The sequence below is a fragment of the Vibrio sp. CDRSL-10 TSBA genome (genome assembly GCA_039696685.1).
In the GTDB taxonomy this organism is placed as follows: domain Bacteria; phylum Pseudomonadota; class Gammaproteobacteria; order Enterobacterales; family Vibrionaceae; genus Vibrio.
Window position 1 is genome coordinate 13,026 of sequence record CP155565.1, and the last position, 17,479, is coordinate 30,504.

Annotated in this window: 18 protein-coding genes and 3 pseudogenes; 14 read left to right on the plus strand and 7 right to left on the minus strand. The window is 47.0% G+C overall.

Annotated features, from left to right (window positions below):
- The 4 genes from ABDK09_00085 to ABDK09_00100 form a co-directional block, all read right to left on the minus strand.
- A complete protein-coding gene (locus tag ABDK09_00085; GenBank protein XAW87916.1) occupies positions 1-507 on the minus strand; it encodes an SRPBCC domain-containing protein in 507 nt (168 codons plus the stop codon).
- Positions 508-627: 120 nt separating this feature from the next.
- A complete protein-coding gene (locus tag ABDK09_00090) occupies positions 628-1,101 on the minus strand; it encodes a zinc-binding dehydrogenase (protein ID XAW88485.1) in 474 nt (157 codons plus the stop codon).
- Positions 1,102-1,145: 44 nt separating this feature from the next.
- A complete protein-coding gene (locus ABDK09_00095) occupies positions 1,146-1,514 on the minus strand; it encodes an alcohol dehydrogenase catalytic domain-containing protein (protein XAW87917.1) in 369 nt (122 codons plus the stop codon).
- A 27-nt stretch (positions 1,515-1,541) separates the two neighbouring features.
- Positions 1,542-2,051 (minus strand): lactoylglutathione lyase family protein, encoded by a 510-nt coding sequence (locus ABDK09_00100; protein XAW87918.1) that lies wholly within the window; start codon positions 2,049-2,051, stop codon positions 1,542-1,544.
- A gap of 107 nt (positions 2,052-2,158) precedes the next feature.
- Here ABDK09_00100 and ABDK09_00105 point away from each other — a divergent pair, with 107 nt between their 5' ends.
- The 11 genes and pseudogenes from ABDK09_00105 to ABDK09_00155 all read left to right on the plus strand — a co-directional run bounded on the left by ABDK09_00105 (position 2,159) and on the right by ABDK09_00155 (position 10,510).
- A complete protein-coding gene (locus tag ABDK09_00105) occupies positions 2,159-2,764 on the plus strand; it encodes a LysR family transcriptional regulator (protein XAW87919.1) in 606 nt (201 codons plus the stop codon).
- A gap of 363 nt (positions 2,765-3,127) precedes the next feature.
- Positions 3,128-3,370 (plus strand): LysR family transcriptional regulator, encoded by a 243-nt coding sequence (locus tag ABDK09_00110; GenBank protein ID XAW87920.1) that lies wholly within the window; start codon positions 3,128-3,130, stop codon positions 3,368-3,370.
- The gene (locus ABDK09_00115) at positions 3,339-4,037 is read left to right on the plus strand and encodes a LysR substrate-binding domain-containing protein (protein ID XAW87921.1); all 699 of its coding nucleotides are present in this window, start codon (positions 3,339-3,341) and stop codon (positions 4,035-4,037) included. Before ABDK09_00110 ends, ABDK09_00115 begins: the two co-directional genes overlap by 32 nt.
- Before the next feature lie 531 nt (positions 4,038-4,568).
- Positions 4,569-4,892: pseudogene (locus tag ABDK09_00120) on the plus strand (MFS transporter).
- 52 nt (positions 4,893-4,944) lie between these two features.
- Entirely contained in the window at positions 4,945-5,991 is a 1,047-nt protein-coding gene (locus ABDK09_00125) for an MFS transporter (GenBank protein XAW87922.1), read from the plus strand.
- Between the two features lie 130 nt (positions 5,992-6,121).
- Entirely contained in the window at positions 6,122-6,904 is a 783-nt protein-coding gene (locus ABDK09_00130) for a hypothetical protein (protein XAW87923.1), read from the plus strand.
- Positions 6,891-7,229 (plus strand): hypothetical protein, encoded by a 339-nt coding sequence (locus tag ABDK09_00135; protein ID XAW87924.1) that lies wholly within the window; start codon positions 6,891-6,893, stop codon positions 7,227-7,229. Before ABDK09_00130 ends, ABDK09_00135 begins: the two co-directional genes overlap by 14 nt.
- Positions 7,230-7,312: 83 nt before the next feature.
- Positions 7,313-8,005, plus strand: a complete 693-nt coding sequence (locus ABDK09_00140) for a type 1 glutamine amidotransferase domain-containing protein (protein XAW87925.1) — start codon at positions 7,313-7,315, stop codon at positions 8,003-8,005.
- A gap of 82 nt (positions 8,006-8,087) precedes the next feature.
- Positions 8,088-8,555 carry a DMT family transporter gene (locus ABDK09_00145; protein XAW87926.1) on the plus strand — a complete coding sequence of 156 codons (468 nt, stop codon included), beginning with the start codon at positions 8,088-8,090 and terminating at the stop codon, positions 8,553-8,555.
- A 130-nt stretch (positions 8,556-8,685) separates the two neighbouring features.
- A complete protein-coding gene (locus tag ABDK09_00150) occupies positions 8,686-9,462 on the plus strand; it encodes an MBL fold metallo-hydrolase (protein XAW87927.1) in 777 nt (258 codons plus the stop codon).
- A gap of 238 nt (positions 9,463-9,700) precedes the next feature.
- Positions 9,701-10,510, plus strand: a complete 810-nt coding sequence (locus tag ABDK09_00155; protein ID XAW87928.1) for a helix-turn-helix domain-containing protein — start codon at positions 9,701-9,703, stop codon at positions 10,508-10,510.
- 517 nt (positions 10,511-11,027) lie between these two features.
- On the opposite strand, the pseudogene ABDK09_00160 reads toward ABDK09_00155, so the two are convergent.
- A pseudogene (locus ABDK09_00160) lies at positions 11,028-11,940 on the minus strand (DMT family transporter).
- Positions 11,941-12,153: 213 nt separating this feature from the next.
- Between ABDK09_00160 and ABDK09_00165 the strand changes: the two are divergent.
- Complete coding sequence (locus ABDK09_00165) at positions 12,154-12,942, plus strand: helix-turn-helix transcriptional regulator (protein ID XAW87929.1); 789 nt, start codon at positions 12,154-12,156, stop codon at positions 12,940-12,942.
- Between the two features lie 117 nt (positions 12,943-13,059).
- Here ABDK09_00165 and ABDK09_00170 read toward each other — a convergent pair.
- Positions 13,060-13,978 (minus strand): annotated as a pseudogene (locus tag ABDK09_00170) (M14 family metallocarboxypeptidase).
- Positions 13,979-14,160: 182 nt separating this feature from the next.
- On the opposite strand from ABDK09_00170, the gene ABDK09_00175 reads away from it, so the two are divergent.
- Positions 14,161-15,069 (plus strand): DUF808 domain-containing protein, encoded by a 909-nt coding sequence (locus tag ABDK09_00175; GenBank protein XAW87930.1) that lies wholly within the window; start codon positions 14,161-14,163, stop codon positions 15,067-15,069.
- Positions 15,070-15,159: 90 nt separating this feature from the next.
- Positions 15,160-16,293: a 23S rRNA (uracil(747)-C(5))-methyltransferase RlmC gene (gene rlmC, locus ABDK09_00180; GenBank protein ID XAW87931.1), complete on the plus strand. Its 1,134-nt coding sequence runs from the start codon at positions 15,160-15,162 to the stop codon at positions 16,291-16,293.
- Between the two features lie 86 nt (positions 16,294-16,379).
- On the opposite strand, the gene pyrC is transcribed toward rlmC, so the two are convergent.
- Positions 16,380-17,408 carry a dihydroorotase gene (gene pyrC, locus ABDK09_00185; GenBank protein ID XAW87932.1) on the minus strand — a complete coding sequence of 343 codons (1,029 nt, stop codon included), beginning with the start codon at positions 17,406-17,408 and terminating at the stop codon, positions 16,380-16,382.
- Positions 17,409-17,479: the final 71 nt, after the last annotated feature.

Genomic DNA, 17,479 nt, shown 5'->3' on the forward strand with positions numbered 1-17,479 from the left:
TTATTTTGCTTTACGGGCTGCTTCAACCAGACCGTCTAACCATTCCTGATGACCATTAATCATTGGGTTTGGTTTAGTTGCCGCTAATTCTTTAGCAGGGTTACCATTTTGGGTTTCCTGAGTCAGGATGCGAACTCGATTGCCAGAAAGATCTTCAATTAACCAGGCATGGTGTACATCTAAACGAGTGTCACCTTCGCCTGACCAGCCATGCCATGCAACACGTGCAGGTTGACCTTCTACCGGTGCAACATGTTCAACACATTGCGACTCAACCGGGAAACCGAAAGTTTCGAAATAGAATCGAACATTATTTTCTAGCTCAGGGCCTTTTTCGTCATAAAAACGAGGATTAGCAGAGTTAGCATAGTAAGTTGGCCATAATGCAGGCGTGTTAAGTAGAGGCCAGATATCTTTTGTCGAAAGACCAGCGACAATCACTTCATTTGAACAGTAGTTGTCAGTAAAACCGGGTAAAAAGCCTTCAGGCCAGATGATGTCACTCATAATGAATTCCTTATGTTTGAATAGTGAAACATGTTGTTTCGTTGATGGTGATATCATCCGATTTTTGAGCTTATCACTCCAATCACAAAAAAGGATATGGGGTATAACGCTCACTTATATCTAAATCTTTGCGACGTATTTTCCCCGGGAATGCCCTTGCCTGATTTGGTTAAGAATTTCCGGGATATCGCTTAAGGTAATTGTGTTGGTTTGCGGAGAAGCAATGATGTTCTGCTCAAGAAGGGTATTCATGGCAATACCTGCTTGAGTGATCGATTTCATGCCCATTTTGCCATTAACGTGACCGGCTCCCAGACTTAACTGATGCATAGTTAACCCGCGATCAAATGCATTTTGATGTTGTGTAGAATCAATGGTGCTTACCAATTCCACCAATTGCCCGTCAAAGCCAAGTATTGAGGAAGTCAGTGCCTGTGCCGGACCTCCGATACAATCCAGTGCACATTCAACCGCCTGATTTTCGACGATGGCGTTCACCTTGGTGAGAAGTCGCAGATCCCTATAATCGAGGCAGTGCGTTGCACCTAATGATGTAGCGTAATCAAAGTTATGTTCGGAGCAGACAGCAATGATGGTATCAAGCTGAAAATAGCGGCTGAGTTGGAGTGCATAGCTTCCTACGCCGCCGCTTCAATATCGGATAGGTCAGGATGTTTCGTTAATGTACGAGAGTCATGAACGGAAAATGAAGCAAAACCACCCTGACGGCGGCGCATATTGCCGTGATAGAGAACACGATCACCGATATTCCAATCGCTGACCTGGCTACCTTTAGCAACAATCACACCAGAGACATCAAGCCCGCCAACCATGTCACGATTACCAGCTTCAGTGATTCCAAACCAGTAATTAATTTTCGCATCAACCGGATTAAGACCAACCGCATGGACTTCGACGATAACGTCGAAGGGTGTTTCTAACTCTGACTCTGCGATATTCGTGACCGCAAAGCGGTCCGATTCCGGGTGATAGGTGACAGCTTTCATTTTCCGTTCCTTTAACATTGGGTGGGCTTAGTTATACGCACCGCTCGAATAAGTTAATTCGTAGCTATGGCTGTAAATCTCTAAGATATTACCGAAAGGGTCTTCCATGTAGACCATACGGTATGGTTTCTCACCCGGGTAGTAAAAACGAGGTGCTTTCATACGTTTTTTACCGCCGGCGGCAACAATTTTTTCAGCCAGCTCTTCTACGTTTGGATCTTGCACGCAGAAGTGGAAAACGCCGGTTTTCCAGTATTCGAAGTTGTTTTCCGGATTTTTCGCATTTTCAAATTGGAATATCTCAACCCCAATTCGATCACCAGTTGAGAGGTGAGCAATCTTAAAACTTGACCAACCCTGACCAAAAACATCGGTGCACATTTCACCGATAGGACTGTCGTCTTCTACAATAGTTGTTGGTTCCATGATCAGGTACCAACCAAGCACTTCGGTATAAAACTTCACGGCCTTTTTCAGATCCGGTACTGAGATACCGATATGGGAGAAGGTTCTTGGGTATGTGTTTGTGGCTGACATTAAGCAGTTCCTTATTGAATTCAAGTCATGTTATGCCATTTTAGAATTTGCCTTATGAAATAAAAAATTATTAAATATTCTCATTATGATAAATTAAGGTTATTAAAGTGCTGAATCCTATCTGGCTTAATACTTTTAAAACTCTGGTTGAAATGGGACATTTCACCCGTACTGCCGAAGTGCTCAATATGACCCAGCCTGGTGTTAGTCAGCATATAAATAAATTGGAATCTGCGTGTGGGTATCAGTTAATACGACGATTCAACAAACAGTTTGAGTTAACAGTTTATGGCGACAAAGTGTATCAATATGCTCTCAAACGAATGGAAGACGAAGCCGAGTTATTACAAGACTTAGGAAGAGATGAACCTTTTAGTGGTCGTTGCACCATTGGTTGTTCAGGGACTTTTGCCTGGTTGATATACCCGGAATTGCTTTCATTGCAATCTGAATATCCCAATCTTTCAATTGAACTTGAAGCTACACCCAATCATCGAGTGTTTGAGCAAATACAAAACGGAACACTTGATATTGGTTTAGTGACTAAAAAGCCTAATCCCAAGTATTTCGATAGCAAGGTAGTTGGTACCGAGTCTTTGGTTTTCGTTGTTCCTAAATTTGTAAATACCGCATTACCACTTGATGAAGTGCTGTCGGAAACTTGGCGTTATACGCCATCCGGATCTATCGCATTATTTTCAAACTTATGTTGAGAAGTCTGATTTATCACTACTATCAAAGTTGGACCTCGATGGTATCTCAACGCAAAGTTACATTAATCAAATTCACCAAATTTTGGTGCCAATTTCAAAAGGAATCGGTTTTACGGTGGTGCCGAAATGTTGTGTCAGTTTATTTCCCGAACGGGATGAATTGCAGGTATTGGACATTGAAAAAAATGTCAAAGAGCCAGTCTATCTGGTTAGTAAACGTCATTCCCAACTTGCGCGGCGCTATGATCAAGTAGTCAAAGTCATTGAAGATACGTTAAAACAATGCGAATGAAGCGTGTATGAAAGGTTGGAATGTTAGTATCGTTTAAGAAGAGATGATTATTTTAGGAGTATTTAACTGACGTGAATAATGACATCCGAAATTTAGATTTAAATCTGCTCAAAGCATTCGATGCATTGATGGATGAAGGCAGTGTCACTCGAGCCGCTCAACGTTTAGTACTGACGCAACCAGCAGTGAGTGCGATGCTGACACGTTTGAGAGATTATTTCGACGATCCGCTTTTTGTTCGTTTCTCAGCGTGGAATGGTTCCGACAGAGCGAGCGCTAACCTTGGCTGGGCCAATAAAACAGGTTCTGGCTGATATCAACCTACTGTTACAGCCGATACATTTTGAACCTCAAACCGCCCAAATGACTTATACGATAGCGGCTACAGATTATGCTCTGAAGGCTGTCATTGTTCCATTAATGGCTGAGCTTAAAAAGCAAGCGCCAGGAGTCAGAGTGGCAGTCATTGCTGTGAATCAAGACAGCCTTTTAAGGCAGATGGAACAAGGCGAAGTGGATTTGGCATTAGTGACGCCAGAGACTACGCCCGAAGAGTTACACGGTCGTGCGTTATACGAAGAGCAATATGTATGCATGATGCGAGCTGATCATCCTACGGCTGTTTCTGGTCACATAACATTGGAGCAATTTTGCTCTTTAGAACATATTCTGGTGTCCAGCAAAGGTGGTTTTTGGGGGCCGACAGATGATGCACTTGCTACAATGAAGCTCAACCGCCATATCGGACTATCAGTAAATAGCTTTTTGGTACTGCCTGAAATTTTAAGAATTACCGATATGATTGCCGTGGTACCAAGGCGTTTAGCTTGCCGTCACGATAATCTGGTTATCATGGATACGCCGTTAGAAGTCCTTGGTTTTACTAAAAGTATGGCGTGGCATGAACGTTCACATCGGGATCCTGCTCACCGCTGGATTCGGTCGCTCTGCCTGGAAGTCAGCCAGTTACCTCATTTCTGATATAAATTTCATTTATATTCATAATAAATGAATCGATATTTCATCAATAACATCCGTTTTATAACATAGCACTGGTATTTATAGCAGTGCTGTTATTTTTGACCAAATAACAGCAGCTACAGTCAGCCATTAATCAATAGATGGACAAAATCACAGCTAACGTTTGGGAGCTACATTAGAAAGTAATCTTAGGTGTTGAGTCTCGAAGTTAATTCATTGGGCAGGGTGATATGATTCTGATTTTCTATTCAAATAAAGCTAGAGATCATACCTTTCCTATTGATCATGAAGATATTAACGCAGACTCTGAAAACATTCCTTACATCCCGCCCTACTTGCAGTTACAATAAAACAAATTATATATAACTTATTGATAATAATGCTTTAAGTTAGGCGATTGTCCTATATGAAGGAGCTTAAAGAGCCTTGAAAACAACAGATATAAAGATTTCTGATAAATCATTCGAAGATGGGAGCGAAAAAGTATCCCCCAAAGCATTACGTCCGATTTTTGCCGGGTTGATGTTAGCAATGTCTCTTGGGTCTCTCGATCAGAGTATCGTTAATACGGCTCTACCGGCTATGGCCAGCGATCTGGGAGGGTTGGCTCATCTATCTTGGGTGGTGACTGCGTTTATGCTCAGTTCAACGGTCGCGACACCGATCTTCGGTAAACTTAGTGATATGTATGGTCGCAGAGGACTACTTCTATTGGCTATCACCTTGTTTATGATGATGTCGATTTTGTGTGGTGTTGCTCAGTCGATGACGCAACTAATTATTTTCCGGTTGGTTCAGGGTATCGGTGCCGGAGGCGTCATGACCCTGTGTCAGACGACGATCAGTGATGTAGTCACACCGAAGGAAACGCATACGTTACCAAGGCTTATTCACTGGTACTTTTGCGATGTCTGCTGTTGCAGGCCCTATTCTCGGTGGAGCGCTGACAACAGCACTGTCGTGGCGGTGGATTTTCTACATAAATGTACCTATCGCTCTAATTGCTATATTTATTCTGTGGAACTCATTACCTACGCTAAAAGCACGTAAGAAGCATGTTATTGATGTTTGCGGAGCAGTTACGATGGCGTGTGGAGCCACAAGTATTCTGTTGTTGTTCAGCCTTGGTGGGACACTCTTTCCCTGGCAGTCTTTTACTGCGGGAGTGATTGCAACAATTGCATTGATTTCTATTGTCTTATTCATCCATGTCGAGAGTAGAGCCGTAGAGCCGATCGTGACATTAAGTTTGTTCCGGATACGCAATTTTACGATTGGTTCTGTCACCACGGGTTGTATGGGATTTGCGATGATGAGTGCGATGGTATTTTTGCCGCTCTACTTCCAACTAGTGCTGGGTCTGAGTGCTGCACAGTCCGGATCAATGTTGCTGGCACAGATTATCGCTATGCTTTTAACCTCAGTTTTTGGTGGCCAAATTTCGTCAAAGCTGAATCGACCTAAACTGTTCATGATGGCGGGAATTGCCCTGGAAGCGTTGGGGTTAAGCATTTTTGCTGTACTAGCTTACCTTCAAAAAGATACCTATTGGTTTCTCATTGGCCTAGCAATCCTTGGTTTGGGTATGGGGATTGCCATGCCGCATGCTACCGTGATCGTTCAGAATGCAGCGCCCAAAAACGCTTTGGGTGAAGCAACATCAAGTATGGCATTTATCCGCTCGTTGGGAGGGGCTTTAGGGGTTGCTGTATCTGGAGGCGTGATGACAACCAGGCTTCATGATGGTTTGAGTGAAATCAGTCCAGATATTGATGTTCAGGGAATCATCAACGGGGGAATGGACGCTGTAGCAGGGTTACCAGCAGGACTTAGACCTAGTATTGAACTTGCTTTCAGTCATGCTATTACCGCTTCTTTCGTGATTGGTGGCAGCGTTATGCTTCTTGCTCTATTGCTGTCACTTCTACTGGAAAATAAACAGTTACGAAACTAAAAAGTTACTCTGTTTCTGATATAAATTTCATTTATATTCCTAATAAACAAATCGCTATTCCATTAATAGTACACGTTCTCTAGCATGGCACTGTTATCTTACTCTTTTGCAAACTAAGGAGAAAAATCGAATGACAGTGCTTTTCGATGATTATGTGTTAAATGGCAAAACGTTAAAAAATCGAGCCGTTGTTGCTCCGATGACTCGGGCCAGAGCACCAGGCAATGTACCTAATGACAGCACGGTTCGATATTACGGTCAGCGCTCAGATGCAGGGCTGATTGTAACCGAAGGTACGCCAATCAGTCAGCAAGGGACTGGCTTCGTCGATTGTCCTGGGATCTGGAATCAGTCTCAAATAGATGCCTGGAGTAAAGTGACGGCCCACGCACATGCTCTTGGCAGCCTTATTTTTACCCAGATATGGCATGTGGGTCGTATTAGTCATACATCATTGCAAAAAGAGGGTGCTTCTCCGGTCAGTTCAACGGATCAGCAAGCCACTAATAGTAGCGCGTTTGGCTATGATGCGGATGGAAAACCAAGTTTTGTCCCAGCAAGTAAACCCCATCGTCTTACCACAGAAGAAGTTAAGAATGTGATCGCTGATTTCGCTCAGGCAGCAGAAAATGCAGTTGCAGCAGGTTTTGATGGTGTAGAAATTCACGGTGCAAATGGCTATCTCGTCGAGCAGTTTATTAATGCTGCCGTTAATGATCGTCAGGATCAGTATGGCAGTGAAACGGTTGAAAACCGCGTGCGTTTTGCTCTTGAAGTGGTGGACGCCTGTATTGAACGCATTGGTGTTGAACGTGTCGGTATCCGCCTTTCTCCATTTGGTCGCTTACATGACCTGGATGATTTTGAAGGGGAAGAAGAGACTTTCCTGCATTTGGCACATGAAACTGAATGACCGTGGCGTTGTTTACGTTCACATAATGGACCAGGCTAGCCGTGGTGCTCCTTCTATGCCTGACGGATTCTTAGAAAAATTCCGTGAAGCCTATAAGGGAACATTGATCCTGGCTGGCGGGATGGATTTACATAAAGCGAACCAGTTACTCAATGATGGAACTATTGATTTGGCAGCGTTCGGAGCGAAATATATCTCCAATCCTGATTTAGTTGAACGCTATCGTCACGGATGGCCAATTAAAGAACCGGATCAGTCTCTCTACTACGGTGGGGACGAACATGGCTATACTGATTATCTACCGTACAGTGGAGTTACTCGCTAATTCATTTCTCTGGCTTTATCTTACCTTATCCCTAACTAACTGAAGGGTAGGGTAATCTTTCTATTTAATTTTTGAGGTTATTCATGTCTTCATCATCTCATTCAATCAAACCTGTTCTTTTTGTTCTGACGAGCCACAAAGACTTAGGACAAGGTCACGAAGACTCCGGCTTCTATTTACCTGAATTAACTCATCCACTGCATGTTTTGGAAGAGGCCAACATCTCGACTGAGTTTGCGTCTATTAAAGGTGGCCTTCCTCCTGTTTATGGAGTGGATTTAACAGACCCTATTAATGCTCATTACTGGAATGATGAATCATTTCAGGAAAAATTGCAGGGTTGCCCTGCGCTAGCTGACGCTAACTCGAGCGATTACAGTGCAGTCATGTACGTCGGTGGTCATGGCACTATGTGGGATTTTCCACAAAGCTCCGCCGTACAAAGTATCACTCGCGAAATGTATGAGCAGGGCCAAGTGGTCGCTGCGGTATGCCATGGCCCTGCGGCGCTGGTGAATGTAACACTGAGTGATGGTTCGTATTTAGTTGCTGGCAAGAATGTGGCGGCATTCACCGATTCTGAAGAACATGCGGTCGGCATGGTCGATGCGGTACCATTTCTATTAGAAAGTACTCTGAAAGAGCGAGGTGCTCTACATCAGGCTGCTGAAGACTGGACAAGCAACGTTGTTATTGATGGCTCTTTAATCACTGGGCAAAACCCACAATCAGCGGCAGGTGTCGGTGAAGCAATACGAGATGCGTTACTGAGTTAAAACAGTCGCTTCATTAGCATTGTAAAACAATAAAAAGGCTGAAATCTAAATTGATTTCGGCCTTTTGTAGGTTCATTTAAATATGCATATTATATATTTTCTGATGGCACTAGCTGGCGGTGCGGGGTTATCTGTTCAGGCTGCGGTTAACAGTCGTTTGAGTTCAGGAGTCGGTGGACAACCATTGATTGCAGCGTTTATTTCCTTTGGTGTCGGTGCATTATGTCTTGGCCTGGCGGCTTCTGTTTATGCCAATTGGAGTGGCTTTGCTGTTAATATCGTTCAGCAATCTCCCTGGAAATGGCTTGGGGGGTTAATCGGTGCGGCTTTTGTCTTCACAACGATATTCCTTGCCCCAAAAATTGGTATTACCAATTTGATGTTCTTATTCATTATTGGTCAATTGGTAGCTGGTCTGTGCATCGATAGTTTCGGCTTGATTGAGATGCCTATAAGACCGGTTCATTGGTGGCATTTCATTGGACTCGGTATCATGCTGATTGGACTTATCTGTTATATGTACGGTAATCGTATTTTCCCGAAATTATGAAGTGTGAATACTTTTTGGAAGAGTAATATCATTTTGTCCCGATAGTATCCATATGTGTCCATATAGCCACTTTTTTGGCTATATCATCATGCATAAAATAGCTCCACAAAAACAATTCTGGAGCAATATTATGAAAATCACTCAAATTCGTAACGCAACGCAAGTTATTGACTATGCAGGGAAGAGATTCCTTGTTGATCCAATGTTGGCACCAAAAGGCACTTACCCAGGATTTGGCGGTACAGTAAACGCTGAGGTGCGTAACCCAACGGTTGAGTTGCCATTGTCCATTGAAGAGATTATTGATGTTGATGCTGTGTTGTTGACACACACTCACCCAGATCACTGGGACGAAACAGCAGTCAATGTGATCCCTAAAGACAAGCTGGTTTTTGTTCAACACGAAGGTGATGAACAAATTCTACGTTCACAAGGTTTTACTAATGTTCAGATTTTCTCTGAAGAGACCGACTACAATGGCATTTCTATTACTCGTACTGCTTGTCAACATGGCTCTGACGCAGCCTACGAAAATAAGGAACTGGGAGAAATGCTTGCTGAAGTAACTGGCGTTATATTGTCTCATGCCGATGAAGAAAAGCTCTATCTGGCCGGAGATACTATCTGGACACAGGCGGTAGAAGAAACGATGAAACGTGAACAGCCAGACGTGGTCATTCTGAATACTGGCTGGGCACATGTGATTGGCTATGGATCGATCATCATGGGTAAAGAAGATGTATTAAAAACGCACGTTGTTCTTCCTCAGGCAAAGATTGTTGCTACTCATATGGGCGCAGTAAACCACGCACTTGTGACGAGACAGGAGCTTCGTGCTTATGTTGAAATCAATTTACTCAATGATTTCGTGTATATCCCAGAAGATGGTGAGACTGTTACTCTATAGTTTCCAATTGTAATATGTAGAGCTACCATCATCGGTAGCTCTACAATCAGGCTTAAGCAAATGTCTTCGAGAACTCTGTCTCCCAAAACAATGCAGCACATACCTAATGTTTCGGTCATCGTCTTTAATGGATTCAGCCCATTTCATATTTCTGTCCCAAGCATAGTGTTTCGGGCGTGATACTCTGCATGAAACTTTCTTTAACATACAATTTATTGCGGGAGAGGACGGCCCAATTTTGTCTGGTATAGGGATGGAGATTCATACAAAAGCAAAACTCGACTCGCTTGAGAATGCGGATATCATCATCGTTCCTTATTGGCGTACCGTTGATGAAAGGCCTAATGTGCAGCTTGTTGAGGCGTTACGCCTTGCTAATGCGAGAGGTGCATTAATCGTCGGTCTGTGTCTTGGTGGCTATGTTCTGGCTTATGCCGGGTTATTAGCAGGAAAGCGTGCTGCAACTCATTGGGAACTGGAGCAAGATTTCACTCAACGTTTTCCGGAAACTTCACTCGATACCAATGCGCTATATGTTGAAGATAGTGGAGTTATTACATCCGCAGGCACCGCAGCCGGTATTGATTGCTGTTTGTATGTTTTCCGCAAATATTACAGCAGCACAATTGCCAACCGTATCGCCAGAAGAATGGTGGTTTCTCCTTATCGAGACGGCGGACAGGCACAATTCATTGAACAACCCATACCGATAACAACTTCAGATTCACGTATCAATGAGTTAATGGATCGAATCAGAAACGATATTGGTCATAAATATACTCTAGATGAACTCGCGGAGTCAGTGATGATGACCCGCCGTACCTTTACCCGAAAATTTCATAAGGCAACAGGGATGGCGTTTGGAGAATGGTTAGCTTCTGAGCGACTCAATTTGGCTCAGGATTTGCTCGAGTCTACTGATCTATCCATTGAACAAATCGTGGCTAAAACAGGATTTAGTTCGGTGTTGGTCTTCCGTGATAAATTCAAAGAACGTTATGCGGTTACTCCAAACCGTTGGAGAAAAACATTCCATGAGCAGAACTAAGCATTGGTTCAGTTGTTATCATGCGATTCGTATTGATTTGATACAAATTCAACAATTGCCGCTTCTACCCACCGTCTTAATACTTACTTATGTGAGTTTTGCAATACTATAAGTAATTCGCTTGGTACTAATTTAGTAAAGTCACTGACAAGGTTTTGTCCAGAAATGTGTTTCAGTGAATGGTCGAGACATGTGATGAAAGTAACTTTCTTTCTTGTAATGTTGTAGTAAATCGTCGGATTCACAAAAATATCAACTTATGGTTGTTATTATGGTAAGTTGCTGATTATACTTGAATCATAAATATCAAGTTATGGTTGTTTCAACAATTTGAACGCGTCTTTGCCACACTGTGCGCAAGACTTCATGCACGTATGTCTAACTAATAACGAATCTGTAACCTTTGCGCAATGTTTTGTTTTTGTTTGCTCTGAGTTGGCAATAAAAAACGCGCCTTAATGCGCGTTTTTATCAAATTCCCAGTCCGGCCAGCGGGTTATTATATTATCGGTGAGCTTTAAGGCCGCGGTGAAGTAAGCGGCAAGGCAGTGGCTGGTGCAGTGCTGCGCTGCGGACGTTTGATCTGAGCCAGAATCACCCCGCTCAGCACCATGATACCGCCCAGCAGATGATAAACGTGGATCTGTTCATCCAGCAGCCATGCCGCCAGTGCTACCGATACCACGGGCAGCAGGTTCATAAATATAGCGGTCGAGTCAGCCCCGAGTACGTCGATGGCTTTAACCCACATCCATGGCGCCAGTAAGGAGGCAGCAATACCTGCGTAGGCGATCAATGGCAACGACCCTTGCGGTGGTAGTAAGTGCTCGCTGGTCAGCCAGAGTGGTGCCAGCATGACCACCGCCAGAGAGCCTTGCAGATAGATCAGTGTCCAGTTGCTAAATGGCATTTTCCAGCGCTTGAGCAACACGCAGTACAGGGCGTAGACAGAAGCCGACAGGACCATCAGACCATCACCTTGGGTGATGTCCTGATCGATAAAAAACAGCAGATCACCCTGACCCAGCATAAAGGCCAACCCGGCCAGCGACAGCACAGCACCGATGACACTGAGTGCAGAGAGACGTTTGCCCAGCAGCGGCACACTGAAGAAGATACTCAGCAGCGGGATCAGTGAAGTGATTAATGACATATTTGAGGCGCTGGTGGTGAGACCGGCGTAATAACCAAGCGATTGGTTTAGCGCCATGCCCAACAAGGACAGGAACGCGAGTTTAGCCAGGTAGGGACGAATAATCGCCCATTGCCGCAGAAACGCCGGGTAAACAGAACGGAGTCAGAATCACCATCGCCAGCAGCCAGCGGTAAAAGCTCATAGCGCTGGGTTCGATAATGTGCGAGGCCAGTTTATTGACCAAGGTGTTGGCACCCCAGATCAGCACTGTAAACATAGGTAAGAGATAGATCATGTCAGCCTCAACGTTCTGAAGTAAATCGATAAAGACAATGTATGAGTTGCGATTGCGCACTGCTACCGAATTGATGTGACACCTGCTGGTCGGGATAGCCAATGACCGGATGCCAGGCGATTTCGATATCAAGTAGTATTGGCGTTAAGTGTGACAGGTCTATATAATTATATATATCTCCAAAAAGACATTGCGAGCGATAGGAAGACAACTTTGAGAAAACGCGCCAGAAACCTTCACCCCTCTTTATCGATTGAGCAGGCACCCTCCGATGTATTTATGAATTTTGAAGCCTTTCTGTCCAACACAGAAACCCGTGAGCACAGTCATGCCTGGGGCCAGGTGCAACTGATATCCGGTGGTATTCTGGAGATGGAAGCGCAGGACACCCGTTTTCTTGCACCGCCTCATCTGGCGATTTGGGTACCGGCGGGTATCCGGCACAAAAGTTTTAACCGTAAGCCGATCGAGTACTGTTCGCTGAACATTGCGGCCGATATGACTACGGCGTTTCCGAGCCGGACCTGCCTAATCAAAGTGACCCCGATCGTGTCAGCGATTATTGATGATTTTCGTCGCCGCCAGATAAGCGTGGCAGAATCACTGCAGGATAAACGTCTGGTTCAGGTGCTGCTTGATCAACTGGCGACTCAGGAAAGCCAGCACCATTTTCTGCCATCGAGTAATAATAAGTATCTGGCACCAATTCTGGCGGCCGTGGAAGAGAGCCCCACCGATGACACCAGTCTGCAGCAGTGGGCGGAAAAAGTGCATGCAACGGAACGAACTCTGGCACGCCATTGTCAGGCTGAATTGGGGATGAGCTTTACCGAGTGGCGTCTGCGGGTTCGTTATCTGTATTCAATGGAACTGCTGCGCAGCGGCCATTCAGTGAAAGAAGTCGCACTGACCTTAGGCTACAACCAGGCCAGCCCGTTTATCTCGATGTTTAAAAAATACTCCGGGCAGACCCCGGAGCAATACAAAAACCGTCTGCTTTAGTACTTACGCGTTTAGTACTTATGCGTTTAGTACTGACGAGTGCAGTAGCGACGAGTTCTAGTGCCGACCCGTGTTATCCATGGCGAGCCATTATCCGCGGCGCGCCATGCATCATGTTTAGCGCTGCGCCAGCACATACTCCAGCGCGCCAACCACTGCTGCGACCTGCGCGTCATTGCATTCCTGAGCTGTCACCTGCGGGCTGTCCGGATAGACTTCGGTGGTTGAACCGTATACACAATCGGTGGCGCCGCCACACAAGCCCAGTTTTTTCATCGGATAGAGAATCACGCCTTCCTGAACCGCATCGGAGCCAATCAGCTGACCGTTCTCGTCGGCCGGTGCAATGTGGGTTACCTTGCGCACCGCCTCGATGATAGCGGCCTGAAAGGCCAGTTGTGGTTTATCGCTGTCGCCGACCGTGTAGAAGCCATCCGGAATCGAACCGGCGACATAGTCAATGCCATCACGTGCGGCCAGCGCCGGGCGGAACTCGCTTTCATCGGTGTCGGTGGTTTCGTGCAGATCAATATGCAGCAGAATGTCCGGCAGTTCAGCCACCAGTGCCATCAATGCGGCAGACTCTTCCGCCGGGCTGCCCGGATAAAACGAACGGTTCGGGTCGAGGGCATTCGGGTTCCAGCGGTTGATGGTCTCATAACCCCAAGGGCTGACACATGGCGCTACCACGAGATTGACCTCGCTTTCAAAGCGGCTTGCCTCAGTGGCCAGAAACTGCAGCGCACCATGCACGCCGCTGGTTTCGTAACCGTGCACACCGCCAGTGACCAGCACCGTCGGTTTGTCATCCTGCCAGGCACGGGTTTTGACACACCATAGCGGATAGCGTGCCGGGTCATAAGAGAGCACGCCATACTGGATCACATCAAACCGAGCGCGCAAGGCTTCGATTTCAGGCACCACCAGCTGCTGATATTCGCGTTTGATACTGGTTTGAGCACGCCAGGCCTGGCGTTTCTTCATCACCCCATTTCTGACCCGGGGTTCCGATTGGATAAGTGTAAGCACTTTGCATGACTTTCCCTGTGACTAAGGAGAAAAAACAAAGAGTAATCCCAGTTATCTGTGGATACAAGTTCCGGGCGTTACGAAGGGCAAGCGGCACGAGAAAAAAGCAGGCTTTGTTTCGCGCACAGGCCCGGATGATGTTACATTTCGTTGCGTATTGTTTGATTAAACCGAGATGAAGAGACGAGAATGGCTGGTGCAAGCTTATTAACCCTGTTAGATGATATCGCGACTGTGCTGGATGATGTTGCAGTGATGTCCAAGATGGCCGCCAAAAAGACAGCCGGTGTGTTGGGCGATGATTTGGCGCTCAATGCACAGCAGGTGTCAGGCGTTGCTGCTGAACGGGAAATTCCTGTGGTCTGGGCGGTTGCCAAAGGTTCATTTCGTAATAAATGCATTCTGGTGCCTGCGGCGCTGATCATCAGCTCTGTTGCGCCCTGGCTTATCATGCCTTTATTGCTGCTGGGCGGATTGTTTCTCTGTTATGAGGGGGCAGAGAAAGTGCTGGAGAAGCTGTTTCATCCGCAGCCCAAGAAACAGCCTGAGCAGGCGATGGAAGAGCTCAGTCAGGTCAGTATTGAGGAGTATGAAACCAAGAAGGTCCAGGGGGCGATCCGTACCGATTTTATTCTGTCTGCTGAGATCATTGTGATTGCCTTGGGCACCGTACAGGGGCATGCGATGCTGACCCAGATTGCGGTGGTCAGCCTGATTGCGGTGATCATGACGGCCGGTGTGTATGGCCTGGTGGCCGGGATCGTCAAACTCGACGATCTTGGTTTTTATCTGGAGCGTAAATCTCAGGGCAAAGGCGGTATGGCAGTGGTAGGGTCAGCATTAGTTGCGTTTGCACCTAAGTTAATGAAAACACTGACCGTTGTCGGAACAGCTGCGATGTTTCTGGTGGGCGGTGGTATTGTGGTGCACAACGTACCGGTTATTCATCACTGGATTGAGCCTGTGATCATGCGTGTTCCGGAGCTTACCCTGGTCTCAGACCTGGTTCCGGCGTTGCTGAACGGACTGATTGGTGTCGTGGCTGGCCTGCTTGTGGTGGCGGTGATGGAAGTCGTACATAAAGTACGCGGTCACTAAGTTTTTGTTATCGACAAGATAAAACATCTCAATGGTGATTTGCCAGTGAATGAATAGACTAACGCTTTTCTTCTCTGGCAGTCACCATTTATGCATTGTGAATTCTTTGAACAGCAGCGCTGTACCTCCTGCAGCCACTGCCAACTCCCTTATTCCGTCCAGATTGAAAGCAAAGACCGCCAGCTTAAAACTCTGCTTGGTGCGCACGCGCCCCGGCAGTGGTTAGCCCCGGTTGAAAGCGCCGAGAGCGGATTTCGTAATAAGGCCAAAATGGTGGTTATGGGCGCGGCTCACGCTCCTGTGCTGGGGATTGAGAGTCAGACGGATCACTCGCCACTTTCTCTGACCCAGTGCGCGCTTTATCCGCAGCCGACCCGGCAACTGCTCGACTACTTGCAGTACTGGATTCGTATCGCTGGGATCCCGCCTTACAACAAGGTGAAGAAAAAGGGTGAGCTGAAATACATTCTGCTTACCCGCAGCGAATTTAACGGCCAGTTTATGCTGCGTTTTGTCAGCCGCAGTAAAGAGGTATTGCCTCGCATTGAGCGCAATTTACCGCTTCTGCTGGCTGCGTTTCCCGCGCTGGAAGTGGTGTCCGTCAATATCCAGCCGGTGCACATGGCGCGGTTGGAAGGGGAAGAAGAGATCTTCCTGACCGAGAGTCAGGTGCTGATGGAACAGTTTAATCAGGTCCCTATGGTTATTCGTCCGAAAAGCTTTTTTCAGACGAATCCGCAGGTGGCGGCTGCCCTGTATGCCACGGCGCGGCAATGGGTACGGGAAATTGCACCAGCGCGGATGTGGGATCTGTTTTGCGGTGTCGGCGGATTCGCACTGCACTGCGCCTCAGAGCAGACAGCCGTCACCGGCATTGAGATTGAACCGGAAGCGATCGCCAGTGCCAAGCGTTCGGCGCAGGCGATGGGTATCGATAACCTGAGTTTTGCCGCACTTGATTCAGCACAGTTCTCGCTTGGTCAGAGCCAGGCAGCCGATTTGGTGTTGGTTAACCCGCCACGGCGTGGACTGGGTGCGATACTGACTGACCAACTGATGGCTCTGGCGCCGCAACATATTCTCTATTCAAGTTGCAACCCGCAGTCGATGCTGCGCGATCTGGAGCAACTGACCAACTACCAAAGCGTTAAACTGCAGTGGTTCGATATGTTTCCGCATACCGATCATGCCGAAGTGTTACTGCTGCTGCAGCGACGCAATTAAACGCCGCAGGGCAATAAAAAAGGAGAGGCGAAGCCTCTCCTTTGCGTTTGTCTCCGGCCGTCAGGCTAGTGACTCAGTGGTCACGGTTATTTTACCGTCCACAGCACCTGTTCGCCGCCACGAATCGGCACCACGGTTTCGCCGCCAAACGGCATTTCCGCCGGTACGTCCCAGGCTTGTTTGGTCAGGGTAACGGTATCGCTGTTACGCGGCTGACCGTAAAAATCCGGGCCATTGTGGCTTGCGAATGCTTCCAGTTGGTCCAGTTTGCCTTCCTGCTCAAATACTTCTGCATACAGCTCAAGCGCTGCGTGTGCGGTGTACGAACCTGCACAGCCGCACGCGGTCTCTTTTTTACCTTTGGAGTGCGGCGCTGAGTCGGTGCCAAGGAAAAATTTTTTGCTGCCAGAGGTCGCCGCTGCAACCAAAGCGTGCTGGTGGGTCGCGCGTTTCAGGATTGGCAGGCAGTAAAAGTGCGGGCGGATACCGCCAACCAGCATGTGGTTACGGTTGTACATCAGGTGATGAGCGGTAATTGTTGCCGCGACATTGTCACCGGCTTTGTTGACGAACTCGACGGCATCGGCAGTGGTGATGTGCTCGAGGACAATTTTCAGATTCGGGAAATCGTTCACGATTGGAGCCAGTACGGTGTCGAGGAAGGTTTTCTCACGGTCGAAAATGTCGATATCGTGAGTGGTCACTTCGCCGTGAACCAGCAGCAGCATGCCTTCTTCCTGCATCGCTTGCAGGACAGGGTAAATATTTTTCGCTGAGGTGACACCAGAGTCTGAGTTGGTGGTGGCGCCCGCCGGGTAAAGCTTGGCAGCGACAACGGCGCCGGATGCCTTGGCGCTGCGAATATCGTCTGCGCTGGTGTTGTCAGTCAGGTACAGTGACATCAGAGGTTCAAACTGGCCTTGTGGCAGCGCGTTCATGATTCGTTCGCGGTAGGCCAGCGCCATTTCGGTATTAATCACAGGTGGGACAGTGTTAGGCATGATTAGCGCGCGTCCGTTGTAGCGGCTGATATCACGTACTGTATCGGTCAGAACCTCGCCATCGCGCAGGTGAACGTGCCAGTCGTCAGGACGAGTGATCGTAAGTGTTGTCATGTATTGCTCCCACCATGAAGTCGTTGAGTGATTGGAGCCTAAACTGTCTGCCTGACCGCAAAAAATGCGGA